The 21,991-nt window shown below is 74.1% G+C and carries 14 protein-coding genes; 7 read left to right on the forward strand and 7 right to left on the reverse strand.

All coding sequences use genetic code 11. The features are described from left to right. Window positions 1-83: 83 nt before the first annotated feature. Complete coding sequence (locus KBX37_RS04010; protein ID WP_210774556.1) at window positions 84-2,906, forward strand: BTAD domain-containing putative transcriptional regulator; 2,823 nt, start codon at window positions 84-86, stop codon at window positions 2,904-2,906. A 42-nt stretch (window positions 2,907-2,948) separates the two neighbouring features. Here the strand turns inward: KBX37_RS04010 and KBX37_RS04015 are convergent, their stop codons facing one another. Next, window positions 2,949-6,272, reverse strand: a complete 3,324-nt coding sequence (locus tag KBX37_RS04015; protein ID WP_210774557.1) for a S8 family serine peptidase — start codon at window positions 6,270-6,272, stop codon at window positions 2,949-2,951. A 349-nt stretch (window positions 6,273-6,621) separates the two neighbouring features. On the opposite strand from KBX37_RS04015, the gene KBX37_RS04020 reads away from it, so the two are divergent. From KBX37_RS04020 to KBX37_RS04030, 3 genes are all read left to right on the forward strand, one after another. After that, a complete protein-coding gene (locus tag KBX37_RS04020; protein WP_210774558.1) occupies window positions 6,622-7,386 on the forward strand; it encodes an SDR family oxidoreductase in 765 nt (254 codons plus the stop codon). 99 nt (window positions 7,387-7,485) lie between these two features. Then, a complete protein-coding gene (locus KBX37_RS04025; protein ID WP_247656996.1) occupies window positions 7,486-8,469 on the forward strand; it encodes a zinc-dependent alcohol dehydrogenase family protein in 984 nt (327 codons plus the stop codon). Window positions 8,470-8,644: 175 nt separating this feature from the next. Further along, complete coding sequence (locus KBX37_RS04030) at window positions 8,645-9,148, forward strand: hypothetical protein (protein WP_210774560.1); 504 nt, start codon at window positions 8,645-8,647, stop codon at window positions 9,146-9,148. An 11-nt stretch (window positions 9,149-9,159) separates the two neighbouring features. Here the strand turns inward: KBX37_RS04030 and KBX37_RS04035 are convergent, their stop codons facing one another. The 6 genes from KBX37_RS04035 to KBX37_RS04060 all read right to left on the reverse strand — a co-directional run bounded on the left by KBX37_RS04035 (window position 9,160) and on the right by KBX37_RS04060 (window position 17,284). Further along, the gene (locus KBX37_RS04035; RefSeq protein WP_210774561.1) at window positions 9,160-10,101 is read right to left on the reverse strand and encodes a TerC/Alx family metal homeostasis membrane protein; all 942 of its coding nucleotides are present in this window, start codon (window positions 10,099-10,101) and stop codon (window positions 9,160-9,162) included. A gap of 247 nt (window positions 10,102-10,348) precedes the next feature. Continuing rightward, complete coding sequence (locus KBX37_RS35525; protein WP_210774562.1) at window positions 10,349-11,098, reverse strand: cellulose binding domain-containing protein; 750 nt, start codon at window positions 11,096-11,098, stop codon at window positions 10,349-10,351. A 56-nt stretch (window positions 11,099-11,154) separates the two neighbouring features. Continuing rightward, a complete protein-coding gene (locus tag KBX37_RS04045; RefSeq protein WP_210774563.1) occupies window positions 11,155-11,535 on the reverse strand; it encodes a DUF742 domain-containing protein in 381 nt (126 codons plus the stop codon). A gap of 63 nt (window positions 11,536-11,598) precedes the next feature. Next, window positions 11,599-13,452 (reverse strand): nitrate- and nitrite sensing domain-containing protein, encoded by a 1,854-nt coding sequence (locus KBX37_RS04050; RefSeq protein ID WP_210774564.1) that lies wholly within the window; start codon window positions 13,450-13,452, stop codon window positions 11,599-11,601. After that, entirely contained in the window at window positions 13,449-16,013 is a 2,565-nt protein-coding gene (locus tag KBX37_RS04055; protein ID WP_210774565.1) for a helix-turn-helix transcriptional regulator, read from the reverse strand. The genes KBX37_RS04050 and KBX37_RS04055 overlap by 4 nt, the downstream gene beginning before the upstream one ends. Continuing rightward, entirely contained in the window at window positions 16,010-17,284 is a 1,275-nt protein-coding gene (locus tag KBX37_RS04060) for an Hsp70 family protein (RefSeq protein WP_210774566.1), read from the reverse strand. Before KBX37_RS04060 ends, KBX37_RS04055 begins: the two co-directional genes overlap by 4 nt. A 302-nt stretch (window positions 17,285-17,586) precedes the next feature. Between KBX37_RS04060 and KBX37_RS35405 the strand changes: the two genes are divergently transcribed. From KBX37_RS35405 to KBX37_RS04075, 3 genes are all read left to right on the forward strand, one after another. After that, window positions 17,587-18,504 (forward strand): IniB N-terminal domain-containing protein, encoded by a 918-nt coding sequence (locus KBX37_RS35405; protein ID WP_210774567.1) that lies wholly within the window; start codon window positions 17,587-17,589, stop codon window positions 18,502-18,504. Between the two features lie 113 nt (window positions 18,505-18,617). After that, entirely contained in the window at window positions 18,618-20,471 is a 1,854-nt protein-coding gene (locus tag KBX37_RS04070) for a dynamin family protein (RefSeq protein ID WP_210774568.1), read from the forward strand. Then, the gene (locus KBX37_RS04075; protein ID WP_210774569.1) at window positions 20,468-21,937 is read left to right on the forward strand and encodes a dynamin family protein; all 1,470 of its coding nucleotides are present in this window, start codon (window positions 20,468-20,470) and stop codon (window positions 21,935-21,937) included. The genes KBX37_RS04070 and KBX37_RS04075 overlap by 4 nt, the downstream gene beginning before the upstream one ends. Window positions 21,938-21,991 lie beyond the last annotated feature (54 nt).

Raw genomic sequence — 21,991 nt, forward strand, 5'->3', positions numbered from 1 at the left:
AGTCGAAGCTCACATTGCGGCGGCGCGCCCGTCGGGCGGCGCGGGCCCTGCCATGCTATGGCGATCGTGGCAACCAGCCCTGTATGGATCGCATCGAGATGACCACCCCCCTCTCCTTCGCCGTCCTCGGCCCGGTGCGGGCCTGGCGCGACCAGTCCGAGATCGACCTGGGCACCCGGCAGCAGCGGCTGATCCTGGCGCTGCTGCTCGCCCGGGCCGGCGGCGCGGTCAGCGTCGCCGAACTCGTCGACCTGCTCTGGGATTCCGACCCCCCACCCAGCGCGGTCAACGTGGTCCACCGGCACGTCGGGATGCTCCGGCGGCGCTTCGAGCCGGGCCTGCCGACCCGGGCAGCGGGCTCGGTGCTGATCCGCGACGGCGCCGAATACCGGCTGCGGATCGACGGGGAGTCGCTCGACCTGCTGCGCTTCCGGCGGCTGGTGGCCCAGGCCGCCGGCAGTTCCGGCGAGCCGGCGGTCGAGCTCTACCGGGAGGCGCTGGCGTTGTGGCGGGACCGGTGCGCCTCGGGCCTGCAGCCCGGGGGTCGGGCCCATCCGGAGTTCGTCGCTGTCGACGGCGAGCGGTTCGCGGCCGTCCGGGCCGCGACCGACGCCGCCCTACGGGCCGGGTGCGTCCACGCGGTGCTGCCCGCGATCCGGCTGGCCGCCGAGTACGAGCCGCTGGACGAGGCACTGCAGGCGCGGCTGCTGCTCGCGCTCGCCGCGGACGGCCGGCGGGCGGAGGCCCTCGCGGCCTATGCCGACATCGAGCACCGGCTCGCCGACGAACTCGGCATCCAACCGGGCGGCGACCTGCGCGCGGCTCGGGACAGCGTGCTCGACCAGGACGCCTCGACCGACGGCTCCAGGTCGCGGCGCGGCGTCAGACGCGCCGAGCTGGAGTTGTCGCAGCCGACCCGGGCCGAGCCGCCGGCGCAGTTACCGGCCGACCACCCCCACTTCACCGGCCGCCGCGACGTCCTGGCCGCCGCGGAGGAGCTGCTGGCCGGGGACCGGCGGACCAGCGCGCTGGTCATCGACGGAATGCCCGGCGTCGGGAAGACCACCCTCGCGGTGCATCTGGCCCACCAGTTGGCCGCCCGCTTTCCCGACGGGCAGTTGCACGCGGACCTGCGCGGTTTCGACTCCGGCGACTCGGTGATGACACCGGCGGAGGCGCTGCGCGGCTTCCTGTGGTCCCTCGGGGTCGCGCCGGCCGCCATCCCGGCCGAGCTGCACGCCCAGGCCGGCCTCTACCGCAGCATCCTGGCCGAGCGCCGGATGCTGATCCTGCTCGACAACTGCCGCGACTGGGACCAGATCCGGCACCTGCTGCCCGGCACCGGCGGCAGTCTCGTCATCGCCACCAGCCGCCGCCGGATCACCGGCGTGGCCGGCCCAGCGGGCGCCCACCCGCTGCACCTCGACCTGCTCACCCACGCCGAGGCCCGCGAGCTGCTCACCCGCCGGCTCGGTGACGCGGCGGCCGCGGATCCGGGCGCCGTCGACGAGATCATCGCGCGGTGCGGCCGCCTGCCGCTGGCCCTGGCGCTGGTCGCCACCCGCAGCGTCGGCCGGCCCGGGCTCAGCCTGCCCGCGGTCGCCGGCGAGCTGGCCGAGGCCGACGGCCGGCTGGCCGGCTTCGGGGACACCCACGCCGACCTGGAGGCGATCTTCTCCTGGTCCTACCGGGCCCTGACTCCCGAGGCGGCCCGGCTCTTCCGGCTGCTGCCCCTGCACCCGGCCGGGGAGCTGAGCGCGGAAGCGACGGCCGCTCTGGGGGGCCTGTCCCTGCGCTCCGCCCGCGGCCTGCTCGCCGAGCTCGGGGCGCAGCTGCTGGTCCAGCCCGGCGACGGCCGGTGGCGGATGCACGATCTGCTGCGCGCCTATGCCGTGGAGCTCGGGGAGGAGCACGACGACGCGGCCGAGCGGGACGCCGCCATCGAGCGGGTCTACGACTACTACCAGCTCAGTGCGTACGCGGCGCACCTGCCCTTGCAGCCGCAGGTGCCGCTGCCGGAGCCGGAGCCGTCCGAGCGCGGGGTCACCGGGCCCGGCTTCACCGGCCGGGCCGACGCGATGGCCTGGTTCGCCGCCGAGCAGCGGGTGCTGACCGCTATCGTCGCGCGGGCCAAGGAGCGCGGCCGGCCGCGTACGGCCTGGCAGATCGCGTTGGCCCTGCAGAACTTCTTCCAGGACACCGCGCAGTTCCGGCAGTGGGCGACAACGATGAGCACCGGCCTCGCCGCGACCGGGGACGACCCGGCCGCCCAGGCCCTGCTGCACCGCAGCCTCGCCGGCGCCTGCTACTTCCTGGCCGATCTGGACCGCGGGCTGTCGCACCTGCAGCACGCCCGGGCGCTCTTCGAGCGGCTCGGCCGGCGCAACGAGCAGGGCCACGCGGAGAACAACATCGCCGAGATCCGGCTGGACCAGCGGCGCTACCACGAGGCGATCTGGCATGCCGAGGCCGCACGGGCGCTCTTTCGCGCCGAGGGCAACGTGCGGGGCGCCACCAACGCCCTGCTGGTCATCGCGCGGGCACAGGGCTGGCTCGGCCGGCACGCCGAGGCGCTGGGCATGTTCGTCGAGGCGCGGCGGCAGTTCGAGGCCCTCGGCGACCTGCACGGGACGGGCACCACCCAGGCCTGGCTGGCGCACACGTACTCGATGATCGACGACCTGCCGCACGCGATGGCGACCTGGCAGCAGGCGATCGACATCTTCCGCGACGCCCGGGCCACCCACCACACCGCGGAGGTGCTGGTCTCGATCGGCGACTTCCACTCGGCCAACGGCGACCCGGCCCTGGCCGGGCAGGCGTGGAGCGAGGCCCTCGCCGAGCTCGACGGGACGGACTCGCCGATGGCCCGGCGGATCCGCGACCGGCTGCTCTGGCACCGGTGACCCGGACGCGGCGCCGGTGGGCGCCGCGTCCGGGGGCCGTTCTCAGTACCGGTAGGCGCGGATGACGGTCTGCTTGACCGTGTTACCGCTGGTGTCCGTCGCGGCGGCGCGCAGCGAGACGAAGCCGGTGCCGGCCGGGTTGCGCACCCAGGCGACCGCCTTCTCGCCGGACCGCTGCACGGTCAGCTCCTGCCAGGTCTCGCCGTCGTCGAAGGACGCCTCGACGGTCAAGGTCCTGGTCTGGCCCGGTGCCGCCCCGATCTGACGGTCGAGCGAGAACGGGATCCGGAACAGCCGGCCGGCCGGCGCCCGGTTGTCGATGTCGAGCTCCGGGGTGTACCGGATCGCCGTCATCGGCAGCTTCACCAGTTCGCCGTCGCCCACGTGCCCGGACTTGAAGGTCCACTCCGCGTCGACCACCGTCGACAGGGTGAACGCCGGGTCGCTGCGGAACGTCGCCGCCAGCCGGTAGTCACCCGTCTCCGCCGGTACGTTCCACACCCAGGGCGTCTGGTTCGCGTCGCCGACCTTGACCCCGTTGCGGTAGAGGTTGACCTCCACGCTGCCGCCGCGCACATGCCGGAAGCCCATGTGCCCGGTGCCGTCGCCGTGCAGCGGCCCCGGCCCGCCGATCAGGTCGCCCCAGTAGCGGGTGGCGAACTGCTGGCCGAAGTTCGGCTCCGGGAAGACCGGCCCGGCCACCGCGTTGGCCCACTTCACCGTGTACGTGCGCCCGGGCCGGAAGCTGGTCCACGCCGACTCGTAGTACGTGTACCGCGGCTGGCCCGAGGTCGACTGCCACACCGCCTTCTTGTCCTGGTTGTAGTACTCGGTGATGGTGCTCGGCACGTCGTAGGTGAAGCTCGGCGGGCCTACGCGCTCGGTGCGGTAGACCGGCGAGTTGCCGGGCGCGTGTGCGCGCGCGAGCCGCGCAACCGGCACGCCGGCCACGTCCGCGCTGATCTGGGAGCGGACCGTGGCGAAGTCGCCCGCGCGCAGGTTGCGGGTCAGCCCGGTCATCATCTTCTCCGGCTCGTACAGGTAGACCCGGTAGACGTACGGGCTGTTGTGCAGGCTGTAGTCCTGGGCCACCTGGCCCCACATGCCGTTGACGTAGGAGACGAAGCCGGGCGTCTCGCCGGCCCCGATCTGCGCGGTCCGCAGGTGGTCGAAGGGGATGTTCATCAGCACGCCGTACAGGTCGTTGCTGCCCCAGATCTGCGGCTCCTCGGTCCGGATCGTCCAGCCGAACTCCTGGTGGACCGCGGTGGCCTTCGAATTCGGCACGGACACCGAGATCGGCTTCGCCAGGCGGGCGTCCATGGTGAGCGCCTGGTCCGTGGTCAGGTCGAGGCTCGGGCGTACCAGCGTGATGACGTCGTCGCCGCTCACCAGGTAGGTCTGGACCAGGTAGCGGCCCGCGCGGACCCGGTACCCGGTGGTCGCGAGGTCGCCGAACACCTGGATGGTCTGCCGGTCCAGGTCGGTCAGGACGGTCACCCAGCCCTGCTCGGGCGTGGGCGCTCCACCGTCCGGCCCGATGAGCTTGAGGGCCAGATCGTGGCGGGCGATGTCGAGCGCGACCGGGGTCTGCACCTGCGCGCCGCCGCCGGTGGCGGTCACCTCTCCGCCGAAGTAGCGGTCGGGCAGGTCGGCGCCGGCCTGCACGGTGACGGTCACGGTGGTGGTGCCGCCGGCCGGGACCGTCACCGAGGAGGCGCTGAGGCTGAACAGGCCGGCCGGCGCCGGGGCGCCCCCGGCGTCCTTGGCGTCGAGGGAGACGGCCAGGGTGAGGGCGGAAGAGCCGCTGTTCGCGTACGTGATCGTCTGCTGCTGCGCCGCGGTGGTCCGCTCGAAGGCGACGCTGACCGGGCTCGCCGTGACGGTCTGCTGGATCGCCCGGGCGACGTCGAGGAAGCCGGCGCCCTGCTCGTAGACACCGATGCCGGCGTTCGGCTGCGCGGCCGCCATCAGCGTGGACTTGATCCGGTCAGGCGTCCAGTCCGGGTGCTGCTGGGTCAGGATCGCCGCCGCGCCGGCCACGTGCGGAGCCGCCATCGAGGTGCCGTTGAGGCTGGCGTACTGCGGGTTCTCGTCGTTTGGCCACAGGTCGGAGGTCGAGCTGCGGGCGGCGACGATGCCGACGCCGGGAGCGGTGATGTCCGGCTTGATGCCGGCGTCGCCCGCGCGCGGCCCCCGGCTGGAGAACTCGGCCAGCTCGCCCGTCTTGCTCACGGCGCCCACGGTCAGCGCCTCGGCCACACCGCCGGGCGAGCTCACCGTGGACTCGCCGGCCTCGCCGCTGTTGCCCGCGGAGACGACGAAGAGCACCCCGTAGCGGGAAGTGAGGTCGGTCAGGGCCGCCTCGATCGGGTCGGTCCCCGGGCTGTCCGGGCCGCCGAGGCTCATGTTGGCGACCTTGACGCCCTGCTCCGCCGCCCAGGTCATGCCGGCCAGGATCGCCGACTCCGGGCAGCCCTCCGCCATGCAGACCTTGGCGCTGTAGAGGGTCGCGCCGGGCGCCACGCCCTTGTGCCGGCCCTGCGACGCGGCCGCGTTGCCGGCGATGGTGGAGGCGACGTGGGTACCGTGGCCGACCCGGTCGAGGGCGTCCGGTTCGGCGGTGAAATTCTCCGCGGCGGCGACGCGGCCGGCCAGGTCGGGGTGGGTCTGGTCGACGCCGGTGTCGATGACGCCGACCTTCACCCCCGTTCCCGTCCAGCCGGCCTGCCAGGCCTGCGGCGCGCCGGTCAGCGGGACGCTGACGTCGAGGGTCGGCTGGCGCAGCCCGTCGAGCCAGATCTTGTCGAATCCGGCCCGCAGCTGCCGCTCGGTGCCACTCCCGGCGGACGTGACGGTGTTCCAGAAGGCCACCGCGTCCGCGCGGCTCTCCGCGACAGCGCTCGCCCCGGAGAGCTGGCGGGTGGTCCGGGCGCCGGCGAGGCCGGCGGCGGCGCCGCTGCCGTGTTGGACGATGAGCGGCAGGGTGGCCCGGGTGTCGTCGTAGCCGAACTCGACCAGCTTCGAGATGTCGAAGAGCCGCGTGTCGAGCTTGCCCCGGTTGAGCAGGCCGACGGCGTCCGCGGGGATGACCCGCACGTCCTTGCCGGCGCTGTGGGTGATGAACGGGATCCGTTCCCGTCCCTTGCCCGGCACCACGTCGACGGTCGTCTGGCCGTTCACGGTGCCGAGGTGGACGGTGTCGCCGGTGAGCAGAGTGACCGTCCGGGGCTCGGCCGCGACCTTGGGTGTGGTCGTCGGCTTCGCGGCCCCGGGCTGCGCCGATGCCGGCACACCCCCCGGAGCCGCCGCCGAGACGCCGAGCACCAGCAGTGCCAGCGCCGATATCTTGCGAATTGAGCGCATCATTCTCCCTGGATGAACGCGAGAGGTATCCGGGTGCTCCGGACGTGGCCGGCGGACGAAAGTTCAACCTGAGTGACCTGGGTCACATCCCGCGAGCATCCCGATTCGCGCCACGCGGCACCTCGACCGCTCCTACCCTGTAGCTCACGCGAGGCCGTCGACCACCGCGCTGTCATGGCATCGAGCCCGCTCGGCCAGCGGGTGCGGTCGGGCGGGCGCCGGCTCGACCACTCATCGAGGCGCTGTCGCGCGGGCCGGCCAGGTCCTGGGTCGTCAGGTACGGCGGCGATCCCGCGTCTGGTTGTCACGTCCGCTGCGCCTCGCACCGGATCTGAGACAGGAGCGCACCATGCGGGTGGCGGTCGCCGGCGCATCCGGCAACATCGGGTCCCTCACCGTGACGGCCCTGCGCCGTCACGGGCACGACCCGGTACCCATCAGCCGGTCGCACGGCGTCGACCTGCTGACCGGACGGGGGCTGGACGAGGCCCTGAGCGGCGTCGACGTCGTCGTCGATGCGATCAGCGCGCCACCCGCCGACCGCGAGGCCACGGCGAGGTACTTCGCCACCACCACGCAGAACCTGCTGAGGGCGGAGCAGCAGGCGGGGGTACGACACCACGTGGTGCTCTCGATCGTCGAGGTACACCGCATCGCGGGAACCGCGCACTATTCCGGCAAGCGCGAGCAGGAGCGCCTGGTGTCCACCGGACCGGTGCCGTGGACCATCGTGCCGGCCACCCAGTTCTTCGACTTCGGCGCGACGGTGGCCAGCTGGACCGAACGGGACGGCACCGCCTACCTCGCGCCACTGCTCGTCCAGCCGATCGCGCCGGCTGACGTCGCCGAATTCCTGACGGTGGCCGCAGGTGGCCCACCGCAGGGACGCCACCCTGGTGTGGCCGGCCCCGATCGTCACGACCTCGTGGACATGGCGCGCCGGACCCACCAGGTGTTGGGACGTGACATGAAGATCGTCCCCACCTGGGAGGCGATCCTCGGCGCGGACATGGCAGGAAACGTGCTACTGCCGGGACCGGACGCCCGGATAGCACCGATGACCTTCGACGACTGGCTCGCGGAGCAGGAAGCGGAACGAGTACGGCCAGGTTGAGGATGCATCGGGGTTCGGTAGCCGCCCAGAAGCCGCCCGGGTGGCAATCCAGTCATGCAGCGTCCGCCTGACGCCTCGTCGAGGACGGTGTGGAGAGTCATGCTTGCCGCAGTGCTTCGAGAGTTCAATACCCCGCTGAGGGCCGAACAGATCGACCAACCCGTCGCCGGCGCCGGTCAGGTGCTCGTGCGTGTCGTGGCCAGTGGGGTCCCGCTCGACACGAAGATCCAGGCCGGGAAGGCCCCGCACGCGCGCATCGAACTGCCGGCGGTGCTCGGCCTGGACCTCGCCGGCGTCGTCGCCGCGCTGGGCCCGGAGGTGACCGGCTTCGAGCTGGGCGATGAGGTGTACGGGCTCACCGGCGGGGTGGGCGACCTGCAGGGCTCGCTGGCCGAGTACGCCGCCGTGGACGCCCGCCTGCTGGCGCGCAAGCCGCGGACGCTGTCGATGCGTGCGGCCGCCGCGCTGCCGCTGGCCGTGATCACCTCCTGGGAGGGGCTGGTCGATCGGGCCGGGGTCAGCGCCGGGCAGAAGGTACTGGTCCACGGCGGTGCCGGCGGCGTCGGCCACGTCGGCGTCCAACTTGCCCTGGCCCGCGGCGCCGAGGTGTACGCGACGGGCGCGCCGGCGAGCATGGGCGTGATCGAGAGCCTCGGTGCGGTGCCGATCGACTACACGTCGACCAGCGTCGAGGAGTACGTCGGCAGGTACACCGCGGGTGAAGGTTTCGACATCATCGCCGACAACGTCGGCGGCGCGACACTCGACGCGTCGTTCGCCGCGGTGCGTACCTACCACGGGCACGTCGTCAGCGCGCTGGGCTGGGGGTCGCACTCGCTCGCGCCGCTGTCGTTCCGGGGCGCGAGCTACTCCGGGGTGTTCACCCTGCTGCCGATGCTGACCGGGCACGGTCGTGAGCACCATGGCGAGATCCTGCGGGAGGCCGCGACCCTGGCCGACGCCGGGGCGCTGCGGCCACGGCTGGACCCACGGCGGTTCACGCTCGACACGGTCATGGACGCCCACGCGCTGGTCGCCGGCGCCACCAGTGCCGGCAAGGTCATCGTCGACATCGACGGCTGAGCGACGAGGACCGGGCCCGGCCGCCGAGGGTGGCCAGGGGCCACCCCCAGCACCGATCGTTCGCTATCGTGCCCTCGTTCCGGCCGCCCGGCCGGCCGCCACGGGGAATCACCATGAACCATCGCACCACGCTGTTCACGCTGGGTCTGGCCGGCGTCCTGCTCGTCGCGGGTGGATGCACCGGGTCGGCGGAACCCACCCGGGCCGAGTCGCCGGTCCGGACCGGCAGCGCCGCGCCGTCTCCGACGCCGACACCGCGCGGGCCGAGTTGGTCGAGGCGTTGCGGCGGTCGCAGGGCGTCGCCCACCGGTACGCGGTGCGCGGCGACCTGCCCGAGAGGGAGAGCGTCAAGGGCAGTGGTGTCTTCGACCCCAAGGCGCGCCGCTTCCAGTCGACGATCGCCGTCACCGGCGGGAAGTATCCCTCGGCGGGCAGCCGGATCGTGATCGGAACCGACAGCTACCTACGGCCGTCCGACGAGAAGGACTGGGTGCACGTCGACCTGAAGCGGGTGAAGCGGGACGACCCCTTCCTGCGCTTCGACTGGGCCGACCCGACCGGCCTGAAGACGTTCACCTCGACGTTCACCTCGGTGCAGCGGACCGGCCCGCACTCCTGGACCGGCCGCTTCGACCCGGACGGTGCGGAAGAGGCCGCCGACTTCTACTACGCCAGGTGACGCGCGGCTCCTCAGCCGCCGGCGTGGCGGCGCCGGTCCCGGCGGGCCGACAGCACGCTCCAGCCGATCGAAACCGACAGGGTCACCACCACCACCAGCAGGGTGAGCCAGAGCGGCAGCGTGCCCACCGGCGTCTCGGCCAGGATCAGCTTCGCCCCGGCGAACGCCAGCAGCACCGCCAGCCCGTAACGCAGGTAACCGAAGTGCCGCAGCAGTCCGGCCAGACAGAAGTAGAGGCTGCGCAGCCCCAGCACGGCGAACGCCGTCGCCGTCCAGACCAGGAAGGTGTTGGTGGTGATGGCCAGGATCGCCGCCACGGAGTCGATCGCGAAGACCACGTCGGTCGCCTCGATCGCCACCAGCGCCACCAGCAGCAGCGTTGCCCGCCGCCGGCCGTCGACCCGGACGGTGAACCGGCCGCCGTGGTACCGCTGCTCGGTCGGTACCATCCGTCGGAAGAACCGGACCACGACGTTGCGGTCGGGGTCGACGTCGGGCTCGCCCCGCACCGCCAGGCGCCACCCGGTCCAGATCAGGAACGCCCCGAGCACGAACCCGGCGAAGGCCAACCGGTGCAGCAGTTCCGCTCCGGCGAAGATGAAGACCAGTCGGAACGCGAGCGCGCCGATCACACCCCAGAACAACACCTTGTGCTGGTATCCCTCGGGCACCCGGAAGTAGCCGAACAGCAGCGCGAAGACGAAGACGTTGTCGATGGAGAGCGCCTTCTCCAGCAGGTAGCCGGAGTAGTACGCGACCGCCGGCTCGCCGCCCCACCCCACCCAGACGATCAGGCCGAAGGCCAGTCCGGCGGCGATCCAGACGGCGCTCCAGATCAGCGCTTCCCGCAGCTCGATCACGTGGTTGTCGCGGTGGGAGAGCATGTCCACCGCGAGCATGACGGCGATGACGGCCCCGATCGCGGCCCAGGCCCAGAGCGGAGCCGGGAACATGCCCGGGTCCATCAGACGCCCTCCGCATCCACCAGAGGAATCGACGGCGGCTGTCGCCGCCGTGCAGCCCGATCAGGCAAGCGGCTGCCGTGCGAGCGGAGCGGTCAGCTGGTGTTCCGTTGCCGCGACGCAACGTCGCTGAGCTTAGCCAGCGGTCACGGCGCACCGCTGTCTGCTCGGTCGGCGTCACCCGTCCGGGGGCGGCCGCCGCTGATCTCACCAGCCGCCAGCCGCCAGCCGCCAGCCGTCAGTCGGGCAGGCCGGTGCAGGCCGCGCCGTCGATGGTGCAGGCCGTGGGAGTCGAGCTGATCGGCGCGCCGCTGACCCGGAAGGTGACCTGGACGGAGCTGCCGGCCGCCACCTCTGCGGTCGTCCCGTCCGGCACGAACGTCCAGGTCGCGCCCGCGCGGGTGGCTCGGGCGCCGCTGACCGAGGAGACTTCGAGGGATTCCCGAGGCAGCGTGATGACCATGGTCCAGCTCGTCACCCTCGTCCGACCGGCGTTGCTGATGGTCACGTCGGCGCCGTAGCTGAGCAGGGCGCGCTCCTCGATGGCGAAGGCGGCACGCAACGCGGCCGGGGTGCTCGACCCCGCCGCCGCTGACGGGGTGCGCGCGGACGGTGCCGTCGCCGGCGGGGCCGCCGCGCCGACCGGCGGGCCCGCCGCGGTCGTCGTCCGCCTCGCCGCCGCCGGGCTGGAGGCGGCCGGCCTGGCGTGCGGGTCGGGCCCACCGACCGCGGGGTCCGTGGGCAGGGCGACGTCCGGCGGCGGGTCGAGGGCCACCGGGGCCAGCCGTTCCGGCGTCCGCACGACCAGGACGACGGAGGCCGCCGTCGCGACCAGGACCACCAGCGAGGCGGCCAGCAGGACCCAGGTACGCCGGGACGAAGCCCCGAGGCCGCCGAGGGCGCGCCGCGCGTGCCCGGCCAGGGCCACGGTCCGGTCGAGCAGGATGACCGCTACGGTCCGCCGTGGCTGGGGCGGTGATGACGGCACGTGCTCTTCTCCCTCAGATCCTTCACCGTATGCGCGTCCCCGGCCCACGCCGTTGGTCACAGCGCCTGCAGCCCGGTGAGCATCGCTTCGAGTAGCTCCCGGGACGGCAGCTCGGACAGCGTCGGCGACACGTGCGTCTCGATCAGTCCGGCGTCCAGCAGCTCACCGAGCAGTACCCGAACCGTACCCAGCGGCAGGTCCAGTTGCGCGCCGACCTCGGCCACCGACAGTGGCCGCCGGCACAGCTCGAGGATTCGCGCCTGCTCGGGAAAGAGCGGCGTGGCCGCCGGAACCGCGGCCCGGGCCACGACCACCGTGATGAGATCGAGACGCCGGCCGTCGTCCGCGCCGGCCGCCCGGGCCACCACGTACGGCCGGGCCAGGAGCCCGGTGTCGTCGTCGTACCACGCCTCGTCAGGGTCGCCGGCCGTCGGCATTTGCGTCTCCGCTCGTCGCCGTCGAGGACCGTTCCAGGTCGTCCGGGGCGCCATTGTGGGGGATCATCTGTCGTCCTCTGCTGCGGTCGTGGTGGCCATCTGCGTGGGGTCGGCGATGTCGAGCCGGGGCGGCGGTGGTCCACCGTGGGCCGGCACCGGCAGTTCGTCGCCGTTCTCACCTGGCTCCCGCATCGAAGCGGGGTGCGGCCCGGCGGTTGCCGGCTGCGGCGCGGTCGGCGTGACCAGGCCGGCGGGGAGCAGCACGACCGCCGCCGTGCCGCCGCGCGAGCCGGACCGCAGCGAGACCTGGGCGCCGCAGCGCGCGGCGAGCAGCGCAGCGGAGTGGAGCCCGGCCCGGCCGACGGGCAGGCCGACGGGCGGGTCGGCAAGCAGCTCGTTCGCCTCGGCCAGGTCGGTCACGCTCAGGCCCGGTCCGTCGTCGGTGACCACGATGGCGCAGCCCTCCGCCTCGGGCTCACCGGCGACCCGCACCGTGGTGTCCGCCGGTGAGCACCGGAGTGCGTTCTCGATCAGCTCGGCCAGCAGGTGGACGACCGGAGTGACGGCGGGCCCGGCGAGGGACCAGGGCCAGTGCGGTGCGACCAGCACCCGCTGGTAGTCCGCGACCTCAGCCATCGCGCCGCGCGCCACCTCGAGCAGCGGCACCGGCCGCCGCCAGCGCCGGGCCGGCGTCGCGCCGCCGAGGATGATCAGCTTCTCGACGTTGCGCCGGAGCCGGGCGGCGAGGTGGTCGAGCTGGAACAGGTCGGCGGTCTCCGCCGCCGAGGACTCCCGCCGCTCCATCGCGTCGAGCAGGGTGAGCTGGTCGCGCAGCAGCACCTGGTTGCGCTGGGTGAGCCGCAGGAACAGCTCCCGGGTGGCGTGCTCGGTCCGGTCGGGTCCGGCCGGCAGCGCGGACGGGTCCCGCCACCCGATCAGCCGGCGGACGGTGCCGGTCCAGGTGAGGAGCAGGGCGAGCACCGTGATCAGGCCGAGCCCCAGCACGGCGCCGGTGCGGACGACCACCAGGGCCGCGTCCGGCGTGGCCCGCTCGGCACTCTTGCGGGCGGTGGCCCGCACGAACTCCTGCAGCCCGGTCAGGGCCGCGTCCGCCGTAGCGCGCCAGTCCTCCTCGGTGACCACCGGCTGGCCGTCGTCGGCGCGGAGCAGTGCGTCCTCCAGGGACAGCAGGCCGGTGAAGCGAATACCGTCCACCAGCGCCTGGTAGCTGTTCCGGTCGGCCGCCGGCAGTCCGGCGACGGCCTCGCCGCGGGCGTACCGCTGGTTCGCGACCAGCTCGGCGAGGCGGCGCCGGTCGTCGGCGGTGATCCGGTCGCCGGCCAGCGCGGCGGTGAGCAGCGTGTCCTCCCGGGCGAGCAGCTCCCGGGCCCGGGCCAGCGCGACGATCGCCCGGGTCTCAACGGCCGGCGGGCTGTCCCGCGCGCTCCATTCCGGGCCGTACACGGTGAAGGCGGTGTCGATCAGCCGGTCGTAGCCGGCGACCGCGTCGGCCCGGCCGGCGTCGGCCACCGCCCGGAGGCCGGCCAACCCACCCAGCTGCCGGATGAGTTCATCGGCCCGCTCCCGGACGCCGGCGGTGAGCAGCCCGAGGTCGTCGGCGGCGGAGGCGCGCAGCCCGGCGACCGCGCGGTCGGTGCCGTCGCGTGCCCCGGCCAGCGCGGAACCCGCCCGGCCCTCGGCGACCGTCCGGGCGGTGAGCCGGCGCTCGACCTGAAGCTCGACGATCAGCCGGTCGGTGGGTTGGCCGAGGGCCTGGGCCAGCGCCCGTACCCGGAGCAGGTCGGCCGCGTCCCGGGCGGTCAGATACGCCGCGTACGACCAGAGCGTGATCAGGACAACCGCCAGTGCGGCGAGCCGGGTCCGCATGCCGTGGTCGCCGGTCCGGGGCCGGCTCACGACGCGGACCGTTCCGGCCAGGGCTGCGCGGCCGCCTGGCCCGACCGGTCGGCCAGGATCGTCCGCAGCAGGGCCAGCAGCTCCGTCCGGTTGGCGCAGTCGAGCCGGGACCGCATCCGGGCGACGTGGTGCTCGACGGTCTTGGCGGAGATGAACAGCCGGTCCCCGATCTCCCGGTAGGTCAACCCGGCCAGCACCAGCTCGGCGACCTCCCGTTCCCGGTCGCTGAGCCGGTTCGGGGCCGGACCGGCGAGGGCGTCGACGGACGCCGGCTGCTGCCCGGCCTTCGCCCCCGCCGGCCGGCCCTGCAGCATCCGGGCGCAGTCGAGCAGCGTGGTCATCGCCCGCCGGTCCGACGTGCGGATCGCTGCCTGCCCGGCGAGGCGGGCGCCGTCCCAGCACAGACCGGCGTCGTGCAGACCGCGGGCGGCGGCCTCCACCCGGACCGGGTCGACCATCCCGCGCAGCACGTCCACCCAGGCGGCGGCGGCCGCGGCGACCACGGCCGCGTACCGGTTGTGGTCCGCGGCGGCGAGCAGGGCGGCCACGTGGCCGTCCGCGACTGCCGGCTCCTCGGCCAGGATCGCCGCGTGCAGTCCGCTCCAGTGCAGGGGGGTGCTCCACAGCGGCGGGTCGCCGAGCCGGGCCAGCAGCAGGCGTGCCTCCCGCAGGTACGGCTCCAGCCGGCCGAGGTCGCCCAGCCGGGCCCCGGCGATGGCCAGCTCGCCCAGCGGCAGCAGCGTGAACAGGTCGACGGGGTGGCGGACGACGGCCTCCAGCGCGTGCCCCCATCGGCGCTGGAGCGCGCCGAGGTCGCTGTTGCGCCGGGCGATCCCCAGCTCGAGCGCGGAGGCGAAGAGCAGGTCCCGGGACTCGAGCGGCCGGCCGTCGCCGGTCACCGCCGCGAGGTGGTCGGCCGCGACGACGGTACGGCCCCGGACCATCGCGATCCACGCCTGCAGCAACCGGTGGCGGCGGGCCATCAGGGGGCCGCCCGTCCCGCTGGTGGCGGCGCGGTCGAGCACCCGCTCGGCGATGTCCAGTTCGCCGCAGTGCAGGCCGGTCAACGCGGCGAGCGCCGCCGGGCTGTCGGGCAGGAGCGCCGCCCGGCCGGCCGGCTCCAGCAGTGCGGCCGCCTGCACGAGGGTGGAGAGCGCGGCGGTCGGTGGGCCGGCGACGCTGTCCCGGATTCCGTCGGCCATCAGCCGGGCGGCGCTGGCGTGCAGGGTGGGCGGTCCACCCGCCCGGTCGTCCCCGGACGGGGGCGTCACGTCGGCCGGGCGGCCGGCCGCGAGCGCGCCGACGGCGGCGAAGGACTCCGCCGAGGGCGTACCCGACCATCGGTACAGCTCGACGCTGCGACCGACCTGACCACGGTGCGCCAGCGCGGTCGCGGCGACCGCCGCCGCCTCCGCCCGGTCGGCCGGGGCGGCCGTGGCGAGGAGTCGGTCGGCCAGCCGGAGGGCGGTGTCCAGGTCGCCGGCCAGTGCCGCGGCCACGGCCTGTCGGACCGCGGCCGGCCGCCCGGCGGCCGTGGCCGCCGCGAACAGCTCCGCCGCGAGGGCCGGCTCGCCGGCCAGCGCCTCCTCCGCCGCGGCCGCCAGTGTCGGCGCCGGACAGTCGGCGGCCACGTGCGCCGCGTACAGCGAGCGGACCAGCGGAAGCACCGGCCCACCCCGGGCGAGCTGCAGCTCGGTGAGCCGACGCCACACGGCTCCGCGGTCGGCGGCCGGGCTGAGCGCGGTCACCGCGCGCCGCACGATCGGGGCGAGTCGGCCGTCCGCGCCGAGCAGGCCGGCCGCCCGGGCCGCGGCGATCAGCGCGTCCACGTCACCTGGCTCGCGGCCCAGCAGCGCCCCGAGCAGGTCCACCGGCAGCGGTACGCCGGCGGCGACGGCGAGCAGGAGCCGGCGGACGTCGGGTGCCAGGTCCTCCAGATCCGGTCCGAACTGGAGGACGGCCTGCCGGGGCGGCTCGGTCGGGACGCCCGCCGGGATCTCCGTCCCACGCAGGCCGCGGACCAGCCGCTCGACGTCGCGGGGAACGCCGGCGGTCTGCCCGTGCACGAAGTCGACCAGGTCGGGCCGTCGGCCGACCTCCGGCACCGCGCTGAGGTAGGCGGCGGTCCGCTCCCGGGTGAACGGGGTGAGCGGCACCAGGTGCCCGTCCCGCCGGAGGGCGTCGGCCAACTCGACCAGCGCCGCCGGCCGGGGCCACGGCCGGTACCCGACGGCGAGGCGGTGCCGGCGGGTGAGCACCAGTTCGCGCAGCGCCCGGAGCCGGGCGTCGTCGAGCAGGTGCGCGTCGTCGACCACCAGCACGTCGTCCGGCTCGATCTCCTCGGGTCGGTCGGGGGCGCTCTCCAGCACCGTGCTTCCGGCCCGCCGGTGGACCCGGGCCAGCTCCTGGAGATACGCGCTGCGGCCGTGACCGCCCGGCCCGGTCACGCCGAGCGCGAGCGGCGCGTCCGGATCGGCCGCGACCGCGTCGAGCAGGGCCTGTGGTCCCCGGTCCAGCACCAGCCGGGACCCGGCGACGCTGCTCATGATCATGGTGGTCATCCTTCACGTCCCCGGCCGCGGGCCAGCACCAGGCGGGAGGCCTTCGGCAGTTCCAGCGGGGTGATCCGGACCGGGGGACGGGGTGGTGGCTCGCTGCGGGCGGAACGGTCGTGCTCAGGTCCACGCAGCGCCGGGACCGCCGGGGCGGCGGCCCGTCCGGCCCCGACGGCCGGGGCGGGCCCGCGGTCCGGCTCCGGCCGGCGCGGACGGGGCGACACCACCTGGCAGGCGGCCAGCGCCGCGCCGGTGGCGGCGGTCAGCTGCGGATCGGGCTCCACCTCCACCGGTACCGGGAAGGCCGCGGCGAGCAGCTCGACCACCAGGGGGATACGGGTGGAGCCGCCGGCGAGCAGGACGCCGTCGAGCTGCGCCGGCAGCAGCCCGGCGGAGTGGACGGTCCGGGTCAGCAGGTCGACGGTCGCCTGCACGGCCGGCCGGATCATGTCCTCGAACCGCACCCGGCTCACCGGCACCCGGACCGGCCCGGTCGGCAGGGTCAGCAGCACGTCGGTCTCCGTGCCGACGGTCAGTTCCCGCTTGGCCCGGTCGCACTCGGGCAGCAGCGCGCGCAGCGTGGCATGCGTCTGCCGAGGTCCGGCCGCGGCGAGTTCCCGGGCGAGCACGGTACGCACGTGCTCGGCCAGCGCCTCGTCGAAGTCGGCGCCGCCGATCCAGTCCAGCCCCTGCGGCAGGCCGAACGTCTCGTACGTGCCGCGGGGGGTGCGGCGGACCAGGGCCGCCTCGAAGGTGTTGCCGCCCAGGGCGTAGACGGCCGCCGCGCTGCCCGGGAAGCCGCGCGCCGCGTGGCTCTCCGCCACCGTCACCGTACGGGGCAGCAGCGTCACGTTACCCAGGCCGAACTGCCACAGCGCCTCGTGCAGCAGCTCGCGCCGGTGCCGACCCCAGCCCGCGGGGTGGCTGAGCACGACGGCCTCGGCGGGCTCACCCTCCCGGTCGAGGACCCGTTCCACCACCCACGCCGCCAGCAGCGCGGTCAGCATCTGCGGCGGGCAGGCCTCGCCGCCGAGCAGCAGGGGAACGTCGTCGCCGACCCGGCGGACGAACCCGCGTGCGGTCCGGCTCCCGTCCTCGGCGGGGGGTTCACCGACCACGAGCGTCCCGTCGGCTGCCAGGTGCAACACCGACGGCGCGGTCACCGACCCGCCGTCCAGCGCGACCACCTCGGGTCGCGCCCAGGTCGCACCCCGCCGCCGGGCCACGCTGGCCGCGGTGTTGGTGCTTCCGATGTCGATCCCCAGGACGTACGGCATCCGCAATCTTCCTTCACCGTGAGTTGGCCGGCCGGTGGCGACGGTGTCGGCACCGTGCGGCGACCCACCCCCGGCGACACCCCGTGGGCTCCTACGTTCGTACCAGAGATCGCTCCCGCATCGGGACCCTAAATCTGGCCGGCCCGGTTCCCCCAGTCCCCCTAACGTACGAGGCGGTGGGCACCCTAATCCGGCGGGGCGGATTGCGGGCCGATCCCCGATGACCGGATGCCGTCCGCGGCCATAGCGTCCCTGTCGACGATCACGGTCGCTGACGCCAACGTCCGAGGAGAAACCGGCACATGGACCAGACCCTGCACGACTTCGTGCTCAACCTGCTGACCAACCCTGACGCCAAGTCGGCGTTCGACCTCGACCCGGAGGGCGCGCTGCAGGCCGCCGGGCTCACCGACATCACCGCCGCCGACGTGCAGGACGTGGTTCCGCTGGTCGTCGACTACGCCCCGGTGCACGGGCTGGCCCCGGTGGCCCCAGTGGCCGGGCAGCTCGGGCTCGACCCGCTGCTGGCCGACACCACCGACGTGGTCGCCCAACTCCAGGCCGTGCCGCAGGACATCACCATCAGCAGCTCCTACTCCGGAGTGGACGTCAAGGCGGGTGTGCTGGGCGCCATCGCCGTCGACCCGACGAGCGTCGCCGCCGGGGCGACGGTGCTGCCGGGGATCGGCCTCGGCATCGGGCCGAGCGGCATCGAGACCGACGTGACCGGGGTGCACGACGTGGCGCACACCCTCGACGCCGACGTGGTGGGTGCGGTGGACACCGTGGCCGACCCGGCGGTCGGTGACGTGGCCGGCATCGCCGGCAACCCGGACGCCCTGCTCGACGGTACCGACGCCGGCCTGCTCGGCACCCCGGACGGCCTGCTCGGCGGCCCGCTCTCGGGCACCTACGGCCAGGTCGGCGGGGTCGTCGACTCGCTCGGCGTGGACGACACCCTCGGCGGGCTCGGTGTGACCGACACCCTGGGCGGGCTCGGCGTCAGCGGCTCCGGCGGCCTGGTCCCGCAGGTCGACGTGTCGTCCACGGTGGGCGGCGTGACGCACCAGGTGGACGGCGTCGTCTCCGGCGTCACCGGCACGGTGGGCAGCGTGACCGGTGACGTCAACGGTGGTGTGAGCGGCGACTCCGGGGTCCACGCCGACGCGTCCGCGTCGGCCGGCGGCGGGCTGCTGGGTCTCGGCGACGGTCTGCTCTGATCGGGTTCGGCGGAGACGAAAGCCGGATCGCCACTGGCGATCCGGCTTTCCACCTGATCCTGCTCAATTCACCACTTGATAATTAATCCGAAATCCGCACACTTGGTGCGGTGATGGCGGGGATCTGGCTGGACGCGCTCGACGGGATCGCCCGCACGTGCCGAGAACACGGGCGGGCGGACCTGCTCCAGGCGGTCCGGCAGAAGCGCGCCCAACTGCTCGACCCGAAGCTGCGGGTTCTGGTTGTCGGCGAACCGCACCAGGGCAAGAGTCAGCTTGTCAACGCGATCGTGAACGCGCCGGTGTGCCCGGTCGGCGACGGCCGCACCACCGTCCTGCCGACCGTGGTGCAGCACTCCGAGGTCGCGTCGGCCACGGTGGTCCAGGCGGCGTCCGCCCCCGGGCGACCCGCCGGCGGCTCCGTCGCGACGACCGCCGAGCGGACCCCGGTACCGCTGGACCAGATCGCGGCCGGGGTGGCCGGCACGCTGGGGCGCCGGTCCGGCGGCGGTCCGGCGTACGTCGAGATCGGACTGCCGCGCGCGCTGCTCGGCGCGGGACTGGTGCTGGTGGACACGCCCGGCACCGACGAGGTGGCCCTGATCGGTGCCGGCGCCCCGGCCGCCGCGCTGAACCGCGCCGACGCGGTGCTGGTCGTCTCCGACTCGACCCGGGAACTCTCCGTCGCCGAGCTGAACATGCTGCTGCACGTCACCCGGTCGCACCCGAACGTGGCGCTGGTGCAAACCAAGATCGACCTGGTGCCGGACTGGCGCGCGGTCGCCGAACGCAACCGGCAGCACCTGGCCGAGGCGGGCGTACCGGCGGCGCTGATCCCGGTCTCGGCGGCGTTGCGCCTGCGCGCGGCGGTCACCGACGACCACGGGCTCAACGCGGAGTCGGGCTTCCCGCAGCTGATCGCCCGTCTGCAGCGGGACCTGGCCGGCAAGGGCGACGTGCTGGCCCGGGCCTCGGTCGCGATGCTCGCCCGCACCGTGGTGGAGCAACTCGCCGCGCCGCTGCGCGCCGAGCTGGAGAGCCAAAAGGAGGAGGACCAGTCCGGCCCGATCTCCCGGCTGCACGCGGCCCAGCGCGAGGTCGACGAGCTGCGCCGCTGCTCCACCCGCTGGCAGAACACCCTCGCGGACGAGATGGCCGACCTGCTCTCCGACATCGAGTACGACCTGCGCGACCGGACCCGGCAGATCCTGCGGATGGTCGACGAGGCGTTCGACACGGCCGACCCGCTGGTCTCCTGGGACACCTTCCAGGAGTGGTTGCAGCGCAGCCTGGTCGAGGCCGCCGAGGCCAACCACGAGTGGCTGGCCCAGCGCTGCGACTTTGCTGCCCGGCGGGTCGCCGGCAACTTCGCCCGGTACGGCTACGACGTGCTGCCGCCCTGGTCCATGAGGGTGCCGGAGGATCTCGTGGACCGGCTGCCGGAGATGGAGCGGCCGACGATCGACCGGTTCACCGCGAGCCAGAAGGTGATCACCGGCATGAAGGGCTCGTACGGTGGCCTGCTGATGTTCGGCCTGGCGATGACCCTCGCCGGCATGCCGATGATCAACCCGGTCTCGATCGGCGCCGGTGCGCTCTTCGGCGGCAAGAGCATCCGGGACGAGAGCAGGCAGCTGCTCCGCCGCCGCCAGGCGAGCGTCAAGACGGCGATCCAGCGGCACGTCGACGACTTCTTCGTCCGGACGACCAAGGACTGCCGGGACACCGCGCGGCAGGTGCAGCGGATGCTCCGGGACCACTTCACCGCGCTGACCGAGGAGTTGCAGGAGGCCATCGTCCAGTCGTTCCGTACCGCGAAGCAGGCCGCCGACACCGACGCGGCCGTCCGCGACCAGCGCCAGCGCGAGATCCGGCTGAAGATGAGCCGGTTGGCGGCCGTCTACGAGCAGGCCCAGCAGTTGACGGCGGCCCGGCCCGCCCCGGCGCCGTTGGAGCCCCGGGCATGACGGTCGGCCTGCGGCTGGACGAGGCGGTCTGGGGGCTGCTGCACCAGGCCCTCCAGCTCTACCGGGACAACCCCCGCGCGACCGGTCACCTCCGGCACCAGCTGGCCCGGCTGGAGCAACCGCTGCGGGTCGCGGTCGCCGGCCCGTGGCGGTCCGGCAAGTCGACCGTGCTGAACGCGATCATGGGCGAGGAGGTCGCGCCGATCGACGGCCCGGACGGCAGCGGCATCTTCACCTGGTACGAGGACGGTCCGCAGCCGCGCGCCACCGCCTACTCCAGCAGCCAACCCCCGCAGGAGCTGACGGTGCTGAAGTCGGCGACCGGGATGCGGGTGGACCTCGTCGGCTGGCGGGAGGGCGAGCTGCGCGACATCGTGGTGCAGTGGCCGACCAGGGCGCTGCGACAGGTCACCCTGATCGACACTCCCGCGATCGTCGGTGCCGACGAACACGGCCGGGCGCCGGTGATGGACCGGGTGCTGCGCGACGCGGACGCGGTGCTGTACCTGACCCGCGACGGTCGCGGCACCGACCTGCGGGTGCTGGAGTCCACCCGGGACAGCCGGGTCGGGCAGGCCGCCCCGGTGAACGTGATCCTGGTGCTGTCCCGGGTGGACGAGACCGGGGGCGGACGGATCGACGGGCTGCTCACCGCCCGCCAGCTCGCCCGACGGCAGCACCGCGACCCCCGGGTGAACGCGCTCTGCGTGAACCTGGTGGCGTGCAGCGGGCTGCTCGGTCTCGCCGGACGGGTGCTCAGCGAGTCGGACTTCGCCGCGCTCGCGCAGCTGGCCCGGATGTCGCGGGAGGAGCTGGACCCGCACCTGCTCTCCGCCGACCGCTTCGTCCGCGCCGAGCTGCCGGTACGGCTGGACACCGAGGTACGGGCCGCGCTGCTGAACCGGCTCGGCCTGATCGGGGTACGGCTGGCCACCACCCTGGTCCGTACCGGCTGCGACAGCCGGGGCAAGCTGGCCGCCGAACTCATCCGGCGCAGCGGCCTGACCGAACTGCGCGAGTCGATCAGCCGGTTCTTCGTCGACCGGCGGGACACGCTCAAGGCCCGCTCCGCGCTCGCCGCGGTGGAGGCGCTGCTGCAGGCCGAGCCCGGCCCGGGCACCGGGGAGCTGCTCAGCGCGGTGGAGCAGATCCTCGCCGGTGCGCACGAGTTCCGGGAGCTGCGCCTGCTCGCGGCGCTGCGGACCACCCGGCTCGGGTTCGACGCCGAGCTGGCGGCGGAGGCGCAACGCCTGGTCGGCGGGGACGGGGTCGGCCTGGCCGCCCGACTCGGCCTGGAGCACGACGCGCCCGTACAGCGGCTCTGGGAGGTCGCCGCCGACGCGCAGTGGCAGTGGCGCAACCGCGCGGAGGATCCGCTGCTCCGGCTCTCCCAGCGGCGGGGCGCGCAGGTCGTCGTCCGCAGCTGCGAGGGGATGCTCGCCGAGCTGGCCGAGGGCGGCCGGTGACCTGTCGCCGGCCGGCGGACAGGGTTTGGGGCGCCCGGCGGTTCGCCGGGCGCC

This window comes from Micromonospora sp. U56 (assembly GCF_018070095.1).
Classification (GTDB): Bacteria; Actinomycetota; Actinomycetes; order Mycobacteriales; family Micromonosporaceae; genus Micromonospora; species Micromonospora purpureochromogenes.

Excerpts from the sequence above, each read along its gene's own strand:
- KBX37_RS04010 (WP_210774556.1), top strand. The coding sequence starts at position 84 with ATGGATCGCATCGAGATGACCACCCCCCTCTCCTTCGCCGTCCTCGGC.
- KBX37_RS04015 (WP_210774557.1), bottom strand. The coding sequence starts at position 6,272 with ATGCGCTCAATTCGCAAGATATCGGCGCTGGCACTGCTGGTGCTCGGC.
- KBX37_RS04020 (WP_210774558.1), top strand. The coding sequence starts at position 6,622 with ATGCGGGTGGCGGTCGCCGGCGCATCCGGCAACATCGGGTCCCTCACC.
- KBX37_RS04025 (WP_247656996.1), top strand. The coding sequence starts at position 7,486 with ATGCTTGCCGCAGTGCTTCGAGAGTTCAATACCCCGCTGAGGGCCGAA.
- KBX37_RS04030 (WP_210774560.1), top strand. The coding sequence starts at position 8,645 with ATGCACCGGGTCGGCGGAACCCACCCGGGCCGAGTCGCCGGTCCGGAC.
- KBX37_RS04035 (WP_210774561.1), bottom strand. The coding sequence starts at position 10,101 with ATGTTCCCGGCTCCGCTCTGGGCCTGGGCCGCGATCGGGGCCGTCATC.
- KBX37_RS04045 (WP_210774563.1), bottom strand. The coding sequence starts at position 11,535 with ATGCCGACGGCCGGCGACCCTGACGAGGCGTGGTACGACGACGACACC.
- KBX37_RS04055 (WP_210774565.1), bottom strand. The coding sequence starts at position 16,013 with ATGACCACCATGATCATGAGCAGCGTCGCCGGGTCCCGGCTGGTGCTG.
- KBX37_RS04060 (WP_210774566.1), bottom strand. The coding sequence starts at position 17,284 with ATGCCGTACGTCCTGGGGATCGACATCGGAAGCACCAACACCGCGGCC.
- KBX37_RS35405 (WP_210774567.1), top strand. The coding sequence starts at position 17,587 with ATGGACCAGACCCTGCACGACTTCGTGCTCAACCTGCTGACCAACCCT.
- KBX37_RS04070 (WP_210774568.1), top strand. The coding sequence starts at position 18,618 with ATGGCGGGGATCTGGCTGGACGCGCTCGACGGGATCGCCCGCACGTGC.
- KBX37_RS04075 (WP_210774569.1), top strand. The coding sequence starts at position 20,468 with ATGACGGTCGGCCTGCGGCTGGACGAGGCGGTCTGGGGGCTGCTGCAC.